Genomic DNA, 16,709 nt, shown 5'->3' on the forward strand with positions numbered 1-16,709 from the left:
TTCGGAGACAGATGATGCAGGGATTGAAGGACAAGGACCTCTTCCGCCAGACAGGTTTGATCGGCGACGCATGGAAGGCTGCGGCATCGGGCAAGGTGGTCGACGTGATTGATCCCGCCACACAGGCGGTGATCGGCACGGTGCCGGACATGGGCGGGGCGGAAACCCGCGCGGCGATCGAAGCCGCCAACGCCGCTTTCGGGCCATGGAAGAAGAAAACCCATGCGGAGCGGGCCGCCCTTCTCGAAAGATGGTTCGCGCTGATGATCGAACATGTCGACGATCTCGGCCTGATCCTCACCACAGAACAGGGCAAGCCTCTTGAAGAGGCGAAGGGAGAAATCCGTTACGGCGCATCCTTCGTCAAATGGTTTGCGGAAGAAGCCCGGCGCATCAGCGGCGGCACCATTCCCTCGCCGACGCCGGACCGGCGCATCGTGGTGCTGAAGGAACCGGTCGGTGTCTGCGGCATCATCACGCCGTGGAATTTCCCGAATGCGATGATCACCCGCAAGGTTGCGCCGGCCCTTGCCGCCGGCTGCACCGTGGTCATCAAGCCATCGGAATTCACGCCCTATTCGGCGCTGGCGCTTGGCGTTCTTGCCGAACGGGCCGGCATTCCCGCAGGCGTCATCAACATCGTCACCGGCATGCCGACTGACATCGGCAACGAAATCATGGCCAATGAGACGGTGCGGAAAATTTCCTTCACCGGCTCCACCCGCGTCGGTTCCCTTTTGATGCGCGGCGCGGCCGACAGCATCAAGCGGCTATCGCTGGAACTTGGCGGCAACGCGCCCTTCATCGTGTTCGACGATGCCGATCTCGATCTCGCCATCGAAGGTGCACTCATCTCGAAATTTCGCAATGGCGGCCAGACCTGTGTCTGCGCCAACCGCATTCTGGTTCAGTCGGGCGTCTACGATGCTTTTGCGAAAAAACTGGCTGACCGTGTCGATGCCATGCGCGTCGGCCCCGGCACCGAGCCGGGTGTTGCCATCGGCCCGATGATCAACGAACCGGCCATCGCCAAGATCCGCGCCCATGTCGATGACGCCATCTCCAAGGGCGCAACGATCATCACCAAGCCGCATGATCTGCCGGATGGTCCGCAATATACCGCCCCCGTCGTCCTGACCGGCGCGACCACCGCCATGCGGCTGGCAAGCGAAGAGACCTTCGGTCCGGTGGCGCCGCTTTTCCGTTTCGAGACGGAAGAGGAAGCGCTCGCCATCGCCAACGGTACGCCCTTTGGCCTTGCCGCCTATTTCTACACCGAAAGCCTCAAACGCGCCTGGCGCGTGGGCGAAGCGCTGGAATTCGGCATGGTCGGCCTCAATACCGGCGCGATCTCCACCGAAGTCGCACCCTTCGGCGGCGTCAAACAATCCGGCCTCGGCCGTGAAGGCGCGCAGGTCGGCATCGAGGAATATCTGGAAATCAAGACGTTCCACATCGGCGGGCTCGCCTGAGCCTTGGGCTTTCTCCCCGCCTCAAGGGCCGCTAAGCGGCCCTTCTTTTTGTGCGCGTGGAACTGAAAAAGCCGCAGCATTTACACTCCGTCACCCCGGACTTGATCCGGGGTCCAGTGCGATCAAGTCCTTGATTGCAGGAGACTCTTTCACCGCGCAGACGCGCGGTGGCTGGATGCCGGATCAAGTCCGGCATGACGGAAGAACAAAAAGCCCTGTTACTGAAACTTGTCCAGCATCTTGTAATAATAGCCCACCAGCGGCAGGAACCACGGTTTGCCGAAATGGCCCGGCACCGCCGGCCAGTCCAGCCCCTTCAGCGGGTTGTTGTCCGGCCGACCCAGAATGGCGTCGGCCATGATCATGCCAAGATGGGTGGAGAGCTGGGCGCCGTGGCCGGAATAGCCCATGGCGTACCAGACGCCGTCATGGAAACCGGCGCGCGGATAACGGTCCTTGGTCATATCCACCAGGCCGCCCCAGCAATAATCGATCGGCACATGCGAAAGCTGCGGGAAGATGCGGTGCAGGGCTTCCGTCAGGATCGCGCCGCTCTTTGCATCCGAACGCTGGTCGGATGTGGCGGAAAAACGGGCGCGGCCACCGAAGATCAGCCGATTATCCGGGGCAAGCCGGAAATAATTGCCGATATTCATGGAGTTGACATAGGTGCGGTTGCCGGGAACCGAGGCCCGAACTTCCGCATCGGTCAGCGACCGCGTGGCGATGATGAAACTGCCGACGGCGATGATGCGGCGACGGAAATAACCGAAGTTGGCGGGCGTGTAAGCGCCGGTCGCCACCAGAACATTGTCGGCCGTCACCTTGCCGCGCGGGGTTTCCAGTTCGTGGGTCCTGCCGTTCTGGATGTGCTTCGTCACCGCCGCATTTTCGAAGATCACCGCGCCATGACGGCTGGCGGCCTCGGCAAGGCCGGCGACATAGCGCCCCATATGCATCATGGCACTCTTTTTCGACAGCATGCCGCCATAAAAGGGTGAGCCAATTTCCGCCTTGAGATCGGCGACGGACAGAAGTGCCGTGTCGGGATCGACCTCGGCATGCAATGCCTCGAAATTCTTCGCCAGACCTTCGAAATGCTGCGGCTTGGAGGCGAGTTTCAGCTTGCCCGAGCGGCGAAAATTGCAGTCGATGCCTTCTTCGGTGATCAGCGCTTCCAGCGTATCGACTGAATCATCCAGCGCCTTATAGAGAGCGATGGCGCGTTCCTTGCCGAGCTCCGCCTTGGCGGAGAGATAGGAATGGGCAAGACCATTGTTGAGATGCCCGCCATTGCGGCCGGAGGCACCCCAGCCGACACGTTCGCCCTCCAGAACCACCACACGCGCGCCCGCCCTGGCAAGCTGGCGCGCAGCGCCGAGACCGGTGAAACCGCCGCCGATGACGGCGACATCATAATGGCCTTCGACGGGACCTTGCGCCGCCCCCGCAAACAGGGGCGCCGTGTCGTGCCAATAGGAGACGAACTTCATGGTCCCGACCTTTCCTTACAATCCAACCACGCCTGCGAGGCCGGAAATATCGGCGATTTCGACATAACCGTAATAGGGGTTGGCCGGCTCGTGACCGCGGTTGACCCAGACCTTGTTCTTGATACCGAGATCATGGGCCGACATCAGGTCGTAACGAAACGAGGAGGAGACATGCAGCATGTCTTCGGGGCCGCAGCCGAGCATATCGAACATATATTCAAAGGGCTTGAAACGCGGCTTGTAGGCCTGCGCCTGCTCAGCCGTATAGACCGCATGGAAAGGCGCGCCAAGCTTTTCGACATTCGACATGATCTGCGAATTCATGGCGTTGGACAGGATAACCAGCGGAATTTCTTTCGCCACCTTTGCAAGACCGGCCGGCACATCGGCATGCGGACCCCAGGTCGGAACACGCTCGTAAACGAAGGTCGCGTCCTCATCCTTGAAAGCAACACCATTGCGCTTGCAGGTGCGAGAGAGCGAATTATGAACCACCTGGGCATAGGGCTTCCAGTCGCCCATGATCTCATCCAGACGATAAGCCGAAAAATTCTTGATGAACTGCTGCATCTGCGCTTCGTCCAGACGATCGCCATAGAGATCGCGAGCGGCTTCGGCCATCTGGAAATTGATCAGCGTGCCGTAGCAATCGAAGGAAATGTATTTCGGGCGGAAGATGGTCATGTCGTCGTCATCCTTGCTTGGAGATCGGCCGTGCCGGAATGAATTGATCATAGAAAGCCTTTGCCCGGTCGGCGCACCGCAATTGCCATCAGCGGAAGCAGATTGTTGCGTATGCAGCCGCCAGTTTGGCAGAGAGTTGCGTTGGCATATCTCCCGACCTCGCGTGCGCCCCTGCCCCGGCATCGAAAGCGACTAACACGCGGCATAAGATGCGGCGGCGGGTAAAAGCAACAGTGAAACATATCGAACCTTGCCATTCGTCGGGACAATGTTCTTTTACCCCCGGTCTATCAATGAATGAGCAGAATAAACGGAGTTGGGCCATGCAAGCCAGCCTGATCGATATCCAGAATTTCGAGCCTGAACACCTCGATGCCGCCGTCGAACTTTCCCGCCAGGCCGGCTGGCCGCACCGCCGGGAAGACTGGGCGCTGGTCCTTTCCCTCAGCAAGGGTTTCGTCGCGCTGGAAAATGGCCGCGTTGTCGGCACAGCGATGGCAACGCTTCTTGGTGAAAGCTGCGCCTCCGTCAATATGGTGATCGTGGATGAGACAATGCGTGGCCGCGGTCTCGGACGTCAGTTGATGAACGCCGCCCTTGAAGCCGCCGGAAATCGCGAATGCCGCCTGACCGCTACTGCCGATGGCCTACCGCTTTATGAAAAGCTGGGGTTCGTTGCCTGTGGTGAAGTTCGCCAGCATCAGGGAATTCCGGCAGCCTCGGCCAAGCCCGCCAGTGTGGAGTGGGCGGAAACGATTGCTCCGGCCGCGCTTGCCGCCCTTGATGCGCAGGCCTTCGGTGCTGATCGTACCGCGCTCTTCACGGAACTTGCCGACAGGGCGCGTTTCGCGATCGTGAAAGAACAGGGCGCCATCAAGGGTTTTGCCGGCCTGCGCGCCTTCGGCCGCGGTGAAGTTATTGGCCCGGTTGTGGCGGAAAATGCTGATATCGCACGAGATTTGCTAGCTTTCATGCTGTCTGAACGCGCCGGCGCCTTCCTGCGCGTAGACACCACGGTCGATACGGGCCTTGGCCCCTGGCTTGCCGAACAGGGCCTTGCCCACGTGGGCGGCGGCATCGCCATGCGCCGGTCAAAGGCCGAAATTCCCGCTGACAAAAAACTGAAAACCTTCGCACTGACCAGCCAGGCGCTGGGCTGACCTGCTGGGCTTTAATCTGGAGAGACCCATGTTAAGCAATTCCCTGATCGAACTGGACCGCGCCCATCTGGTGCACCCCGTCTCTTCCTTCCGCGGCCATGAAAAGCTTGGCGTGCGGGTGCTGACATCGGCGAAAGGCGCCACCGTCACCGATATGACCGGCCACCAGCTGATCGACGGTTTTGCCGGTCTCTGGTGTGTCAACGCCGGTTACGGTCATGACAGCATCGTTGAGGCGGCGGCAAAGCAGATGCGGGAACTACCCTATGCCACCGCCTATTTCGACATTGGCAGCGAACCGGCGATCCGCCTTGCCTCCGAACTTGCCGACCGGGCGCCCGGCGATCTCAACCACGTTTATTTCACGCTTGGCGGTTCCGATGCGGTGGACAGCACCATTCGCTTCATCCGTTATTACTGGCATGCAAAGGGTGAGCCGCAGCGCGACCAGTTCATCTCCATCGAACAGGGTTATCACGGTTCCACCACGGCCGGTTCGGGCCTCACCGCCCTGCCCGCCTTTCATGCCGGTTTTGGCGTGCCTTACGACTGGCAGCATAAAATCCCGTCGCATTATGCCTACCGTAACCCGGTTGGAAACGACCCGGCCGCCATCATCGCCTCCTCGCTGCAAATCCTGAAGGACAAGATCGAGGCCATAGGCCCGGACCGGGTCGCGGCGTTTTATGCCGAACCGATCCAGGGCTCGGGCGGCGTTCTGGTGCCGCCGCTGGGCTGGATCAAGGCGATGCGCGACCTCTGCCGCTCCTATGGCATCCTTTTCGTCGCCGATGAAGTGATTACCGGCTTTGGCCGCACCGGCCCGCTATTCGCCTGCGCCGACGAGGACATCGTGCCGGACTTCATCACCGCCGCAAAGGGCCTGACGTCAGGCTATGTGCCGATGGGCGCCGTCTTCATGGCCGATCATGTTTATGATACAATTGCCGACTTCGCAGGCGAAGCGGCCGTGGGGCATGGATACACCTATTCCGCCCACCCCGTCAGCGCCGCCGTTGGTCTGGAAGTGCTGAAGCTCTACGAAGGCGGGCTGCTGGAGAATGGCCGCCGCGCCGGTCACCGACTGATGGCAGGACTGGAGGGCTTGAGAAGCCACCCGCTGGTGGGCGATGTCCGCGGCCGCGGCATGCTTGCGGCGATCGAGCTTGTGACCGACAAGGAAAAGAAGACGCCGCTTCCGGCAGCCGCCACGCCGGCCCGCAAGGTTTTCGACCGCGCATGGGAAAACGGCCTCATCGTCAGGGCCTTTGCAAATGGCATCCTCGGTTACGCACCGCCGCTCTGCTGCACCGATGGCGAAATCGACGCCATCATCGAGCGGACGCTGAAAACCCTCGACCAGACGCTCGAGGACCCGGCCGTGCGGGCGGCAATGGCCTGAGGCGTAACCCGGCTGTATCGCGACACCTTCTCTAAATGTCGCAACACACCGCATATTCGCAATATTCTGCCGAAGAGCCGATCCATTTCGGCGAATCCGACGTGCTGGAAGTGCCAAACTATCCTTAGAAAAAGCACAAAGCGCCATGAAAACCGGCGTTTTCAAAAATAGGAACGGGACAAGGATCTCGTCCGGGAACAAAATAAAATGCCGCAACCTCCCCTAAGAGGACGAGGCGGCAGAGCGGAGACCGACATTGCCCAAAAAATTGAGCGACTTCAAATATATGAGCTTCGATGTGGTGGGAACTCTCATCGATTTCGAAGGGGGCCTGAAATCGACCCTGACGCAGATCGGTGCTGAGAATGGCGTCGAAGTCGATGGAGAAAAGGCGCTCGGCCTTTACCGCGCGGCCCGTTATTCAGACGCGACAGACCTGTTTCCGGACGATCTCGTCCGCGTGTATCTCATCATCGCTCCGCAACTTGGCTTGCCGGCAGAACGTGCTCTTGGCGAACGCCTGCGCGACGCCGCCAAGAACTGGAAGGGTTTCGAAGACAGCCGTGCCGCCATGGGGCAGCTTGCAAAGACACACCGCCTCATCGCCATGACAAACGCCCAGCGCTGGGCCTTTGAACATTTCTCGAAAGAACTCGGCAATCCCTTCCACGCCGCTTTCACGGCGGATGATACCGGCACCGAAAAGCCGGACCCGGCCTTTTTCGAGAAGGTCTTTGCGTTTGTTGAGAGCGAGGGCGCCTCGAAGGACGACATCCTGCATGTCGCGCAAAGCCAGTACCACGATATCGGCATTTCCCGGAAGCTGGGCATGACCAATTGCTGGATTGAGCGCCGCCACGACCAGAAGGGATATGGCGGCACGATCGAGCCGGAAAACTTTACCGAGCCAAATTATCACTTCACCTCGATGGCCGGCCTTGCCGAAGCCGCGAAGCAGGCGGGCGGCTGAACCGTCCTCCACCAGGGCGTGGCGCGAACTGGGACGCGGACCGCCGGAATTTTCTGCAGACGCATTTCAACAAATCATACAAAAGGGGAAGACCATGAGTGACAGGATTACAAACTGGACCCGCTCCGACGATGCCGCCGTTGAACAGGCGATCCGTCGCGGCGCGACGCGGCGTGAGCTGCTTCACATGATGCTGGCCGGCGGCGTCGCCCTTTCTGCCGGCTCGGCCATTCTCGGCCGCGCCTCGCAGTCGCTCGCGGCCACTCCGGTTTCCGGCGGCACGCTGAAGGCGGCCGGCTGGTCCTCCTCCACAGCCGATACGCTCGACCCCGCGAAAGCCTCGCTTTCCACGGACTACGTCCGTTGCTGCGCGCTTTATAACCGGCTGAGCTTCCTCGATGCTTCCGGCACGCCGCAGATGGAGCTGGCCGAATCCATCGAATCCAAGGACGCCAAGACCTGGACGGTCAAACTGCGTTCCGGCGTCACCTTCCACGACGGCAAGGCGCTGACGGCCGATGACGTGGTCTATTCGCTGAAGCGCCATCTCGATCCGGCTGTCGGATCCAAGGTCGCCAAGATCGCCGCCCAGATGACCGGCTTCAAGGCGCTCGACAAGAGCACGGTCGAGATCACGCTTGCCAGCGCCAATGCCGACCTGCCGACAATCCTTGCGATGCACCACTTCATGATCGTCGCCGACGGCGCGACCGACTTCTCCAAGGGCAACGGCACCGGCGCCTTCAAGCTTGAAACATTCGAGCCGGGTGTGCGCTCGATCATGTCCAAGAACAGTAATTACTGGAAATCCGGCGGCCCGCACGTCGACAGCTTCGAGTTCTTCGCGATCTCGGACGACAATGCACGCGTCAATGCGCTTCTCTCCGGCGACATCCAGCTCGCGGCCGCCATCAATCCGCGCGCGCTTCGCCTGCTCGACAAGCAGGAAGGTGTCGTCCTGTCGAAGGGAACTTCCGGCAACTACACCAATCTCAACATGCGCCTCGATCAGGCTCCGGGCAACAAGGCCGATTTCATTGCCGGCATGAAGTCGATCGTCAATCGTGAGCAGATCGTCAAGGCGGCCTTGCGCGGTCTTGGCGAAGTCGGCAACGACCAGCCGGTTCCGCCCATGAGCCCCTATCATAATCCGGACCTGAAGCCGAAGGCCTTCGATCCCGAGAAGGCCAAGTTCCACTTCGAGAAAGCCGGCCTCCTCGGCCAGTCCATCCCGGTCATCACCTCGGATGCGGCAAATTCGGCCATCGACATGGCGATGATCATCCAGGCCTCCGCTGCCGAAATCGGCCTCAAGCTGGATGTGCAGCGTGTTCCCGCCGACGGCTACTGGAGCAATTACTGGCTGAAAGCACCGATCCATTTCGGCAATATCAACCCGCGCCCGACACCGGACATCCTGTTCTCGCTGCTTTATGCGTCCGACGCTCCCTGGAACGAGAGCCAGTACAAGTCGGAGAAGTTCGACAAGCTGATGCTCGAGGCGCGCGGCCTGCTCGATATGGAGAAGCGCAAGCAGATCTACTTCGAGATGCAGACGATGATCGCCGACGAAGCCGGCACCATCATTCCCGCCTATCTTACCAACGTGGACGCCATCAGTTCCAAGCTGAAGGGCCTGGAAGCCAATCCGCTCGGCGGCATGATGGGTTACGCCTTTGCGGAATACGTCTGGCTCGAAGCCTGATAGACCATGGAGCCGGGCGCAAAAAAGCTGCGCCCGGCCAAGTTTTCCGCCGATGCGGAAAGCCTCCACAAACAGGCAGGTCGCAGGAGCATGTGAATGAACAGCCGGATATTGTCCCTTGTCGCCCGGCGGCTGGTCGTCATGCTGACGACGCTGCTGATCGTGTCATTTATCGTCTTTTCCGCCACCAGCCTGCTGCCCGGCGACACGGCGACGATCCTTCTCGGTCAGGCGGCAACGCCGGAGGCCGTGGCCGGCCTGCGCACCGCCATGCATCTCGACGATCCCGCCCTGTTGCGCTTCGTTCGCTGGCTTTTCGGCCTGCTGCACGGCGAACTCGGCACCTCCTATGCCAACAACATGGCGATTGCCGATCTTATCGGCCCGCGCTTCGTCAACTCCATGAAGCTGGCCGGCATCACCACGCTCATCGCCGTGCCACTGGCGCTCACACTCGGCATCAGCTCCGCCATGCTGCGTGGAACGCTTTATGACCGCATCGTCACGGTGCTGACCATCGGCGTCATTTCCGTGCCGGAATTCATGATCGCCACGCTCGCCGTCCTGCTTTTCGCGGTTTATCTGAAATGGCTGCCGGCGCTGTCGCTGGTCAGCGAGGTTCACACGCTGTTTGATGTACTGCGCGTTTACGCCATGCCGGTCATAACGCTAACCTTCGTCGTCTCGGCCCAGATGATCCGCATGAGCCGCGCCGCGGTGATCGAGACGCTGGATACGCCCTATGTCGAAATGGCACTGCTGAAGGGCGCGCCGCGCATGCGCATCGTGCTGCGTCACGCGCTTCCCAATGCGCTCGGCCCCATCGTCAATGCAGTGGCGCTGTCGCTTTCGTACCTTGTCGGTGGCGTCATCATCGTCGAGACGATCTTCAACTATCCCGGTATCGCCAAGCTGATGGTCGATGGCGTCGCCACCCGCGATCTGCCGCTGATCCAGACCTGCGCGATGATCTTCTGCGTCGGTTATCTCCTGCTCATCACGACGGCAGACATCATCGCCATCATGTCCAATCCGAGGCTGCGCTGATGGCCGATCATATCAAGACATATCAGGGGACCGCGCGTTTGGGTTACAAGATCAACGCAGTCGGCGTTTTCGGCTTTCTCGTCATCTTCCTCTGGGCCATGGTTGCGATCTTCGCGCCCTACCTCATTCCCCATCCGGTGGGTGAAATCGTCGATCTCGATTATTTCGGGCCTATGACGTCAGATCTCTGGCTCGGTTCCGATTATCTCGGCCGCGACGTGTTCTCCCGTATCCTCATGGGCGCGCGTTTCACGGTCGGCATTTCGCTGGCGGCCGTCACCATCGCCTGCACCTGCGGCGTCGTTCTCGGCATGTGCGCCGCCGTCATCGGCGGCTGGTTCGATGCAGCACTCAGCCGTTTCCTCGACGCGGTGAACTCCATTCCGAGCAAGCTGTTCGGCCTCGTGGTCGTGGCGGCCGTCGGCTCGTCCATTCCGGTGCTCATCGTCACGCTGTCGGTCATCTATACGCCCGGCGCCTATCGCTTCGCCCGGGCACTCGCCGTCAATGTCAACACCATGGATTTCGTAACGGTCGCGCGGGTGCGCGGCGAGAGCCTGCTTTATCTCATCAGTTCCGAAATCCTGCCCAACATCATCCGGCCCGTACTTGCCGATCTCGGCGTGCGTTTCGTCTTCATCGTGCTGCTTCTGTCCGGCCTGTCCTTCCTCGGTCTCGGCCTGCAGCCGCCAAACGCCGACTGGGGCGCGCTGGTGCGTGAAAACATCGGCGGCCTGCCCTTCGCCGCCCCGGCCGTCATCTTCCCGTCGCTGGCGATTGCCAGCCTGACGATCAGCGTCAACCTGCTGATCGACAATCTGCCGCAGAAAATCCGCGACAGGAGCGAATAATGAGCAATCTCGTTGAAATCCGTGGACTGAAGGTCGAGGCCACCACCGATTCCGGCCGCCACATCGATATCATCAAGGGTATCGACATCGATATCGCCGAGGGCGAAATCGTCGCGCTGATCGGCGAAAGCGGTTCCGGCAAGACTACCATCGCGCTGACCCTGATGGGGTACGCGCGGCCGGGATGCCGCATTTCCGGTGGCAGCGTCACGGTGGCAGGCCGGGACATGGTGCAGCTTTCCGAAGCCGAGCGCGCCAGGGTGCGCGGCACGAAAATATCCTATGTGCCGCAGAGTGCGGCCGCCGCATTCAACCCGGCGCAGAAAATCATCGATCAGGTCATCGAAGTCACCCGCATACACCACCTTATGCCGCCCCAGGAGGCGCGTAAAAAAGCGGTTGAGCTTTTCAAGGCATTGTCACTGCCCAATCCGGAAACCATCGGCGAGCGTTACCCGCATCAGGTGTCCGGTGGCCAGTTGCAGCGCCTCTCGGCCGCCATGGCGCTGATCGGTAATCCTCAACTGGTGATTTTCGACGAACCGACGACCGCACTTGATGTGACGACCCAGATCGAGGTTCTGCGTGCCTTCAAATCGGCGATGCGCAAGGGCGGCATTGGCGGCGTCTATGTTTCGCACGATCTTGCCGTCGTCGCCCAGATCGCCGACCGGATTGTGGTGCTGAAAGGCGGCGAGGTTCAGGAAACCGGCACGACCAAGGATATTCTGGAGAACGCCCAACACCCCTATACCCGCGAATTGTTGACCGCCTTTAACGACAAGGTGCGCGTCGTGACACCGCCCAAACAAAGTGAGGCGACACCGCTCCTCGATATCGACCAGCTGATCGCCGGTTATGGCACGAAAGGCGATGACCGCATGCCGCTGGTGCGTGCGGTGGATTCCGTCAGCCTTGCGGTCTATCCCGGCCGCAATCTTGGCATCATCGGCGAATCCGGCTGCGGAAAATCGACACTGGCGCGTGCCATTGCCGGCATCCTGCCGGCCGCAAGCGGTCACGTCGTCTTCGAGGGCCATGAACTCAACGCCGATGCCCGGCGTCGAACCAGCGACCAGCTTCGTCGCATGCAGATCGTGTTCCAATATGCCGATACCGCACTCAATCCGGCAAAACCCATCGAAGATATTCTCGGCCGACCGCTGACCTTTTATCACGGCATGAAAGGCAAGGCCCGGGATGCGCGGATCGATGAGCTGCTTGATATGGTGAAGCTGCCGCGCTCGGTCCGCCACCGCCATCCCTCCGGCCTTTCCGGCGGGCAGAAGCAGCGCGTCAATTTCGCCCGTGCGCTTGCGGCCGAACCATCGCTCATCATCTGCGATGAAATCACCTCGGCGCTCGATACCGTCGTCGCAGCCGCGATCATTGATCTGCTCGGAGAATTGCAGCGGGAACTGAACCTCTCCTACATCTTCATCAGCCACGATCTTTCGGTGGTTGAGACAATCTGCGACGAAATCGTCGTGATGTATGGCGGCCAGAAAGTGGAGCATCTGGAAACCGAAGCAATCAAATCACCTACCCATCCCTATTCGAAGCTGCTCTTCTCCTCGGTGCCGAAACTCGATCCGACATGGCTTGATAATCTTCAACAGGATGCGGAGCTGGTGCGGGCGTTTTCCAAGCGGTGAGAGGCGGAAGATGGCAAGGTCGATTGGGAAGCACCAAAATCTCCCTCGATGTCATCCTCGCCCTTGAGGCGAGGATCCATTCATCTCGACGGCCTATGGATCCTCGGGGCAAGCCCGAGGATGACATCGAGATAGAGCAATCACCCCACTGAAGAGGCGCCCTCTCACCTCAGAGCGGAAACAGGCTGGTCAGCGGCATATGCGATTTGGTGATCGGCGATTTCAGCACCACGAAGCTGAAATATTTGTCGATGCCGACATCCATATCCGTCAGCCGCTCCATGATCGACTGATATTCAACAATGCCTGATGTGACGAATTTCAGCAGGTAATCGTAACCGCCGGAAACGAGGTGGCATTCCACCACCTGATCGATCTTCTCGACGACACCGAGAAAGCGGGCGAAATCGATCTGCCGGTGGTTCTTGAGCGTGATTTCGGTAAAGACCGTCAGTGTCTGGCCGAGCTTGTTGATATTGATCTGCGCCGAATAACCTTCGATGTAACCTTCGGACTGAAGTTTCTTGACCCGCATCAGGCAGGGGCTGGGCGAAAGATTGACAAGCTCCGCCAGTTCCACATTGGTGATGCGACCGTTTTTCTGCAGTTCGTAGAGGATCTTGATATCGATCCGGTCAAGTTTCATCACGTGCGGAACCCCTTTTTTGTTTTTTCGAGTGCGCGGTATAAAATTCTGACGCTGCAGTGGAAATCTTATCACATGCACGTGCCCTGTCGATGTAAGCATGTTTTTTTGATGCAGCATAAAGAGTTGCAGACATGGCCATGAACAGCAGGAGATTCCGGCAAACCACTCAGTCTGGCAGCGTTTACACGCCAGCCAAGGTAAATTAGGACGAATATAAGGAGTCCGACCCATGCCCGCCCCGCTGCAAGAGATCACGACATCGCCGGAGCTGCCGAAAGCCGCGGACGCCGTCATTATCGGCGGCGGCATCGTTGGGGTATTCGCGGCCTATTACCTCGCCCGGCGCGGCCTGAAAGTGGCTCTGGTGGAAAAAGGCCTTGTTGGCGCGGAGCAATCCAGCCGCAACTGGGGCTGGTGCCGGCAGCAGAACCGCGATGCGCGTGAATTGCCGATTTCGACCCAGAGCCTTGCATTGTGGGAGCAATTTGCCAGTGAAAGCGGCGAAGACACCGGCTTTCGCCGTTGCGGATTGTTTTACCTCAGCGACAACGAGGCGGAACTTGCCGGCTGGGCGCGCTGGCGCGACTTTGCCATCACCGCCGGTGTGACGACGCATATGCTGAGCGCCGATGAGGCAAGTGAGCGCGGCCGCGCCACCGGCAAACGCTGGAAGGGCGGCGTCTTCTCACCCACCGACGGCACGGCCGATCCCTCCATGGCGGCACCCGCCGTGGCGCGCGCCATCATCAAACTCGGCGGCACGGTGCATCAGAATTGCGCTGCGCGCGGGCTTGAGACCGAGGGTGGCCGCGTCAGCGCCGTCGTTACCGAAAAAGGCACGATCCGCACCAAAACCGCCATCATGTCCGGCGGAGCATGGGCGTCTTCCTTCTGCCGTCAACTCGGCATTCGTTTCCCGCAGGCTTCCGTCCGCTCCTCCATCCTCTCGGTCACCCCGGGTGCTGAAGGCCTGCCGGATGCATTGCATACAAAGGCCGTTTCGCTGACACGCCGGAACAACGGCGGTTACACCCTCGCCATCAGCGGCCTTGGCCGTATCGACCCGACGGCGCAGCAGATGCGGTTCGCGCGTGAATTCGTGCCGATGTTCCTCAAGCGCTGGCGCAGCCTGCGGCCAGGTGGGCTGGAAGGCATTCGCGGCGGCCACGAAACGTTGAAGCGCTGGCGGCTGGATGCGCCGACGCCGATGGAACGGGTTCGCATCCTCGATCCGAAGCCCAATGCCGCAGCCATCCGGGAGACCCACAAAAGGGCGCGGGACCTTCTGCCCGCACTTCGCAACACCCAGATTTCCGCAGCCTGGGCCGGCTTTATCGACAGCACGCCGGATGGTGTGCCCGCCATTGGCGAAACCAGCGAGTTGCCCGGTTTCATCCTCGCCGCCGGTTTCAGCGGGCATGGTTTCGGCATCGGGCCGGGCGCCGGTCATCTGATCGCCGATATCGTCACGGGCTCAAGCCCGATCGTCGATCCCGTCCCTTATCACCCGAGCCGCTTCCTTGGTTCGTCATGGGGCAAGGTTGCGGATTTCTGAAGCCGTAACCGCAAAACAATATCCGCAGGCGAACCTGCGGATATTGCCGTCCGCCGCATTTTTTTGACCAGTCAGCTCTTTGGCAGGCCGGGTGGATTGGTACGCGATTCCGGCAGGGCCTCTTCCGCGAGCTGCCAGCGATCGAGAATTTTCGCGTAGGCACTGCTCTTGATCAGATCATTGGTGGCAAGCGTCAGTGCATCCGCCAGTCCAGAACCCTTGCGGGTGGTGATGGCGACATCGGAGCGCTCCGGCCAGCCGGCGGAGAGCGTTCCCACCCGCTTGATGGTCTTGTCGCGCGCGGCGATGAAAACCAGCTGCGCATGCGGCTGTACGATCACATCCGCCCGGCCGGCTGAAAGCGCGACGAGCCGGGTGGCTTCGTCATCGTAATATTGCAACTCGATCGGCTTCAAACCGGCAGCGACATTCTCGTCGCTCCATTTCAGCAGAATACGCTCCTGATTGGTGCCGGCACCAACGATGATCCTCAGACCGGCGGCATCCTTCGGCTCGGTGATGGAGGTTATGCCGCTGTCGGATTTGACGAAGAAGCCATGCAGGCCCTGGCGGTAGGTGGAGAAATCGAACTTTTCCTTGCGCTGTTCGGTCACGCCGACATTGGAGATGACGGCATCGTATTTGCCCGAGGCAAGGCCGAGCGGCCAGTCGGCCCAGGCCACGGCCACCAGTTCCAGCTCAAGGCCGAGACTATCGGCAACGGCAAGCGCGTAGTCCGGGTCTGCGCCCACGACGGTCTTCGCATCCGTCGCATAGGTGGCTAATGGCGGCCCGCCGGGAGAGACGGCGACGGTGAGTTTGCCCGGCGTGACGAATTTGAAATCCTTCGGTACGGCGGCAATGGCGCCGGGGTCTTTTTCAACCCTGATGCGACCGGGCTGATCCGGTGACAGATCGAAGACATCGGTTGCGAAGGCCGGGACGAAACCGGAGATGGAGAGAAAGACGCCGAACGTGGCCGTGGCGAAACGAGAGGTGAAGGTCATTGTGGTTTCCCGATAGAGGATTGCGGGACGAGGGTAGCGCGGGCGGGAGGATGCCCGCGCCACCGGCTGAGTGATGTCCCACCTTCGACTCAGCTTTTAGGAACTCGATTTTTCACGCTCAGCTCTTGGGCAGGCCGGGCGGATTGGTGCGGGATTCGGTGATGGCTTCCGAGCCGAGATTCCAGCGAGCGAGAACCTTGCCGTAATTGCCGTTCTTGATCTGGGCATTCAGCGCAGCCGTGACGGCCTCGGCGATGCCGGCATCCTTTTTCGAAGCGAAGGCGATTTCCGCCGCTTCCGGCCAGCCGCCCGAGAAGGTGCCGACGAGCTTGGTCTTTTTCTGGCTTGCTGCCTGAAAGGCAGAGGTGGCATTGGGACCGAGATAGGCATCCGCACGGCCGGATTGCAGGGCGACGTCAAGCACGGCCTGATCGTCGTAATATTGCACTTCGGTGTCGGCCAGTCCCTTCGCCTTGTTGTCCTTGATCCATTTCAGCAGGATCTGCTCCTGATTGGTGGCTGCGCCAACGATCACCTTCAGCCCGGCGACATCCTCGGGTTTGCCGATGGACGTGACCTTGCTGTTGTTGCCTACATAAAAGCCGAGCAGGTCGTTGCGATAGCTGGAGAAATCGAACTTCTCCTTGCGCGCTTCCGTCACCGTGATGTTGGATGCGACGGCATCATATTTGCCGGAAGCAAGGCCGAGCGGCCAGTCGGCCCAGGCAATCGGAACGAGCTGAAGTTCAAGCCCAAGGCTGTCGGCAACCAGCTGGGCGATATCCGGCTCCACGCCGATCGGCGTTTTTGTGTCGCTCGAATAGTCGACCAGCGGCAGGCGGAAGGGCACGGTCGCGACCGTCAGCTTGCCATCGGCGATGAATTTATGGCCGGCGGGCAGAAGCTTGATTGCCTCCTCAACCTTCTCGGCGCGCACCCGGCCCTTCTGTTCGGGCGACAGGTCAACCTCCTGCGCATGCGCGGCCGGAATGAGCACGGTGGTGGCGGTGAAAAGACCGCCGGCGAGCAGGGATAATAATTTCGATGAAAAAGCCATGT

Annotated in this window: 14 protein-coding genes; 9 read left to right on the forward strand and 5 right to left on the reverse strand. The window is 60.4% G+C overall.

Going from position 1 to position 16,709, the window contains the following annotated elements:
- Positions 1-14: 14 nt before the first annotated feature.
- Positions 15-1,472, forward strand: coding sequence for an NAD-dependent succinate-semialdehyde dehydrogenase (locus PL640_RS09150; RefSeq protein WP_271361580.1), 1,458 nt, complete (start codon positions 15-17; stop codon positions 1,470-1,472).
- Between the two features lie 218 nt (positions 1,473-1,690).
- Here PL640_RS09150 and PL640_RS09155 read toward each other — a convergent pair whose 3' ends face one another.
- Together PL640_RS09155 and PL640_RS09160 are read right to left on the reverse strand one after the other, a co-directional pair.
- Positions 1,691-2,965, reverse strand: coding sequence for an NAD(P)/FAD-dependent oxidoreductase (locus tag PL640_RS09155; protein WP_271361582.1), 1,275 nt, complete (start codon positions 2,963-2,965; stop codon positions 1,691-1,693).
- Between the two features lie 15 nt (positions 2,966-2,980).
- The gene (locus tag PL640_RS09160; RefSeq protein WP_271361583.1) at positions 2,981-3,649 is read right to left on the reverse strand and encodes a haloacid dehalogenase type II; all 669 of its coding nucleotides are present in this window, start codon (positions 3,647-3,649) and stop codon (positions 2,981-2,983) included.
- A 323-nt stretch (positions 3,650-3,972) separates the two neighbouring features.
- Between PL640_RS09160 and PL640_RS09165 the strand changes: the two genes are divergently transcribed.
- The 7 genes from PL640_RS09165 to PL640_RS09195 all read left to right on the forward strand — a co-directional run bounded on the left by PL640_RS09165 (position 3,973) and on the right by PL640_RS09195 (position 12,439).
- The gene (locus PL640_RS09165; RefSeq protein ID WP_271361584.1) at positions 3,973-4,809 is read left to right on the forward strand and encodes a GNAT family N-acetyltransferase; all 837 of its coding nucleotides are present in this window, start codon (positions 3,973-3,975) and stop codon (positions 4,807-4,809) included.
- A gap of 28 nt (positions 4,810-4,837) precedes the next feature.
- On the forward strand, positions 4,838-6,211 hold the full coding sequence (locus PL640_RS09170; RefSeq protein WP_271361585.1) for an aspartate aminotransferase family protein: 1,374 nt from the start codon (positions 4,838-4,840) through the stop codon (positions 6,209-6,211).
- Positions 6,212-6,467: 256 nt separating this feature from the next.
- Positions 6,468-7,181: an HAD-IA family hydrolase gene (locus tag PL640_RS09175; RefSeq protein WP_271361586.1), complete on the forward strand. Its 714-nt coding sequence runs from the start codon at positions 6,468-6,470 to the stop codon at positions 7,179-7,181.
- 94 nt (positions 7,182-7,275) lie between these two features.
- On the forward strand, positions 7,276-8,886 hold the full coding sequence (locus PL640_RS09180; RefSeq protein WP_271361587.1) for an ABC transporter substrate-binding protein: 1,611 nt from the start codon (positions 7,276-7,278) through the stop codon (positions 8,884-8,886).
- 96 nt (positions 8,887-8,982) lie between these two features.
- Positions 8,983-9,933 carry an ABC transporter permease gene (locus tag PL640_RS09185; protein ID WP_065117497.1) on the forward strand — a complete coding sequence of 317 codons (951 nt, stop codon included), beginning with the start codon at positions 8,983-8,985 and terminating at the stop codon, positions 9,931-9,933.
- Entirely contained in the window at positions 9,933-10,784 is an 852-nt protein-coding gene (locus PL640_RS09190; RefSeq protein ID WP_142843619.1) for an ABC transporter permease, read from the forward strand. The genes PL640_RS09185 and PL640_RS09190 overlap by 1 nt, the downstream gene beginning before the upstream one ends.
- The gene (locus tag PL640_RS09195) at positions 10,784-12,439 is read left to right on the forward strand and encodes an ABC transporter ATP-binding protein (RefSeq protein WP_271361590.1); all 1,656 of its coding nucleotides are present in this window, start codon (positions 10,784-10,786) and stop codon (positions 12,437-12,439) included. Before PL640_RS09190 ends, PL640_RS09195 begins: the two co-directional genes overlap by 1 nt.
- 169 nt (positions 12,440-12,608) lie before the next feature.
- On the opposite strand, the gene PL640_RS09200 is transcribed toward PL640_RS09195, so the two are convergent.
- The gene (locus PL640_RS09200; protein ID WP_046801438.1) at positions 12,609-13,085 is read right to left on the reverse strand and encodes an Lrp/AsnC family transcriptional regulator; all 477 of its coding nucleotides are present in this window, start codon (positions 13,083-13,085) and stop codon (positions 12,609-12,611) included.
- 232 nt (positions 13,086-13,317) lie between these two features.
- Between PL640_RS09200 and PL640_RS09205 the strand changes: the two genes are divergently transcribed.
- Positions 13,318-14,643, forward strand: coding sequence for an NAD(P)/FAD-dependent oxidoreductase (locus PL640_RS09205; RefSeq protein ID WP_271361591.1), 1,326 nt, complete (start codon positions 13,318-13,320; stop codon positions 14,641-14,643).
- A gap of 71 nt (positions 14,644-14,714) precedes the next feature.
- Here the strand turns inward: PL640_RS09205 and PL640_RS09210 are convergent, their stop codons facing one another.
- Together PL640_RS09210 and PL640_RS09215 are read right to left on the reverse strand one after the other, a co-directional pair.
- Entirely contained in the window at positions 14,715-15,650 is a 936-nt protein-coding gene (locus PL640_RS09210) for an ABC transporter substrate-binding protein (RefSeq protein ID WP_271361592.1), read from the reverse strand.
- A gap of 118 nt (positions 15,651-15,768) precedes the next feature.
- Positions 15,769-16,707, reverse strand: a complete 939-nt coding sequence (locus tag PL640_RS09215; RefSeq protein ID WP_271361593.1) for an ABC transporter substrate-binding protein — start codon at positions 16,705-16,707, stop codon at positions 15,769-15,771.
- Positions 16,708-16,709 lie beyond the last annotated feature (2 nt).

Source organism: Agrobacterium sp. ST15.16.024 (assembly GCF_027956545.1).
GTDB lineage: Bacteria > Pseudomonadota > Alphaproteobacteria > Rhizobiales > Rhizobiaceae > Agrobacterium > Agrobacterium cucumeris.

Bases quoted from the DNA above. Each gene is read 5' to 3' on its own strand.
- PL640_RS09155 (WP_271361582.1), bottom strand. From the start codon at position 2,965: ATGAAGTTCGTCTCCTATTGGCACGACACGGCGCCCCTGTTTGCGGGG.
- PL640_RS09150 (WP_271361580.1), top strand. From the start codon at position 15: ATGCAGGGATTGAAGGACAAGGACCTCTTCCGCCAGACAGGTTTGATC.
- PL640_RS09160 (WP_271361583.1), bottom strand. From the start codon at position 3,649: ATGACCATCTTCCGCCCGAAATACATTTCCTTCGATTGCTACGGCACG.
- PL640_RS09180 (WP_271361587.1), top strand. From the start codon at position 7,276: ATGAGTGACAGGATTACAAACTGGACCCGCTCCGACGATGCCGCCGTT.
- PL640_RS09170 (WP_271361585.1), top strand. From the start codon at position 4,838: ATGTTAAGCAATTCCCTGATCGAACTGGACCGCGCCCATCTGGTGCAC.
- PL640_RS09165 (WP_271361584.1), top strand. From the start codon at position 3,973: ATGCAAGCCAGCCTGATCGATATCCAGAATTTCGAGCCTGAACACCTC.
- PL640_RS09205 (WP_271361591.1), top strand. From the start codon at position 13,318: ATGCCCGCCCCGCTGCAAGAGATCACGACATCGCCGGAGCTGCCGAAA.
- PL640_RS09200 (WP_046801438.1), bottom strand. From the start codon at position 13,085: ATGAAACTTGACCGGATCGATATCAAGATCCTCTACGAACTGCAGAAA.
- PL640_RS09185 (WP_065117497.1), top strand. From the start codon at position 8,983: ATGAACAGCCGGATATTGTCCCTTGTCGCCCGGCGGCTGGTCGTCATG.
- PL640_RS09210 (WP_271361592.1), bottom strand. From the start codon at position 15,650: ATGACCTTCACCTCTCGTTTCGCCACGGCCACGTTCGGCGTCTTTCTC.
- PL640_RS09190 (WP_142843619.1), top strand. From the start codon at position 9,933: ATGGCCGATCATATCAAGACATATCAGGGGACCGCGCGTTTGGGTTAC.
- PL640_RS09195 (WP_271361590.1), top strand. From the start codon at position 10,784: ATGAGCAATCTCGTTGAAATCCGTGGACTGAAGGTCGAGGCCACCACC.
- PL640_RS09215 (WP_271361593.1), bottom strand. From the start codon at position 16,707: ATGGCTTTTTCATCGAAATTATTATCCCTGCTCGCCGGCGGTCTTTTC.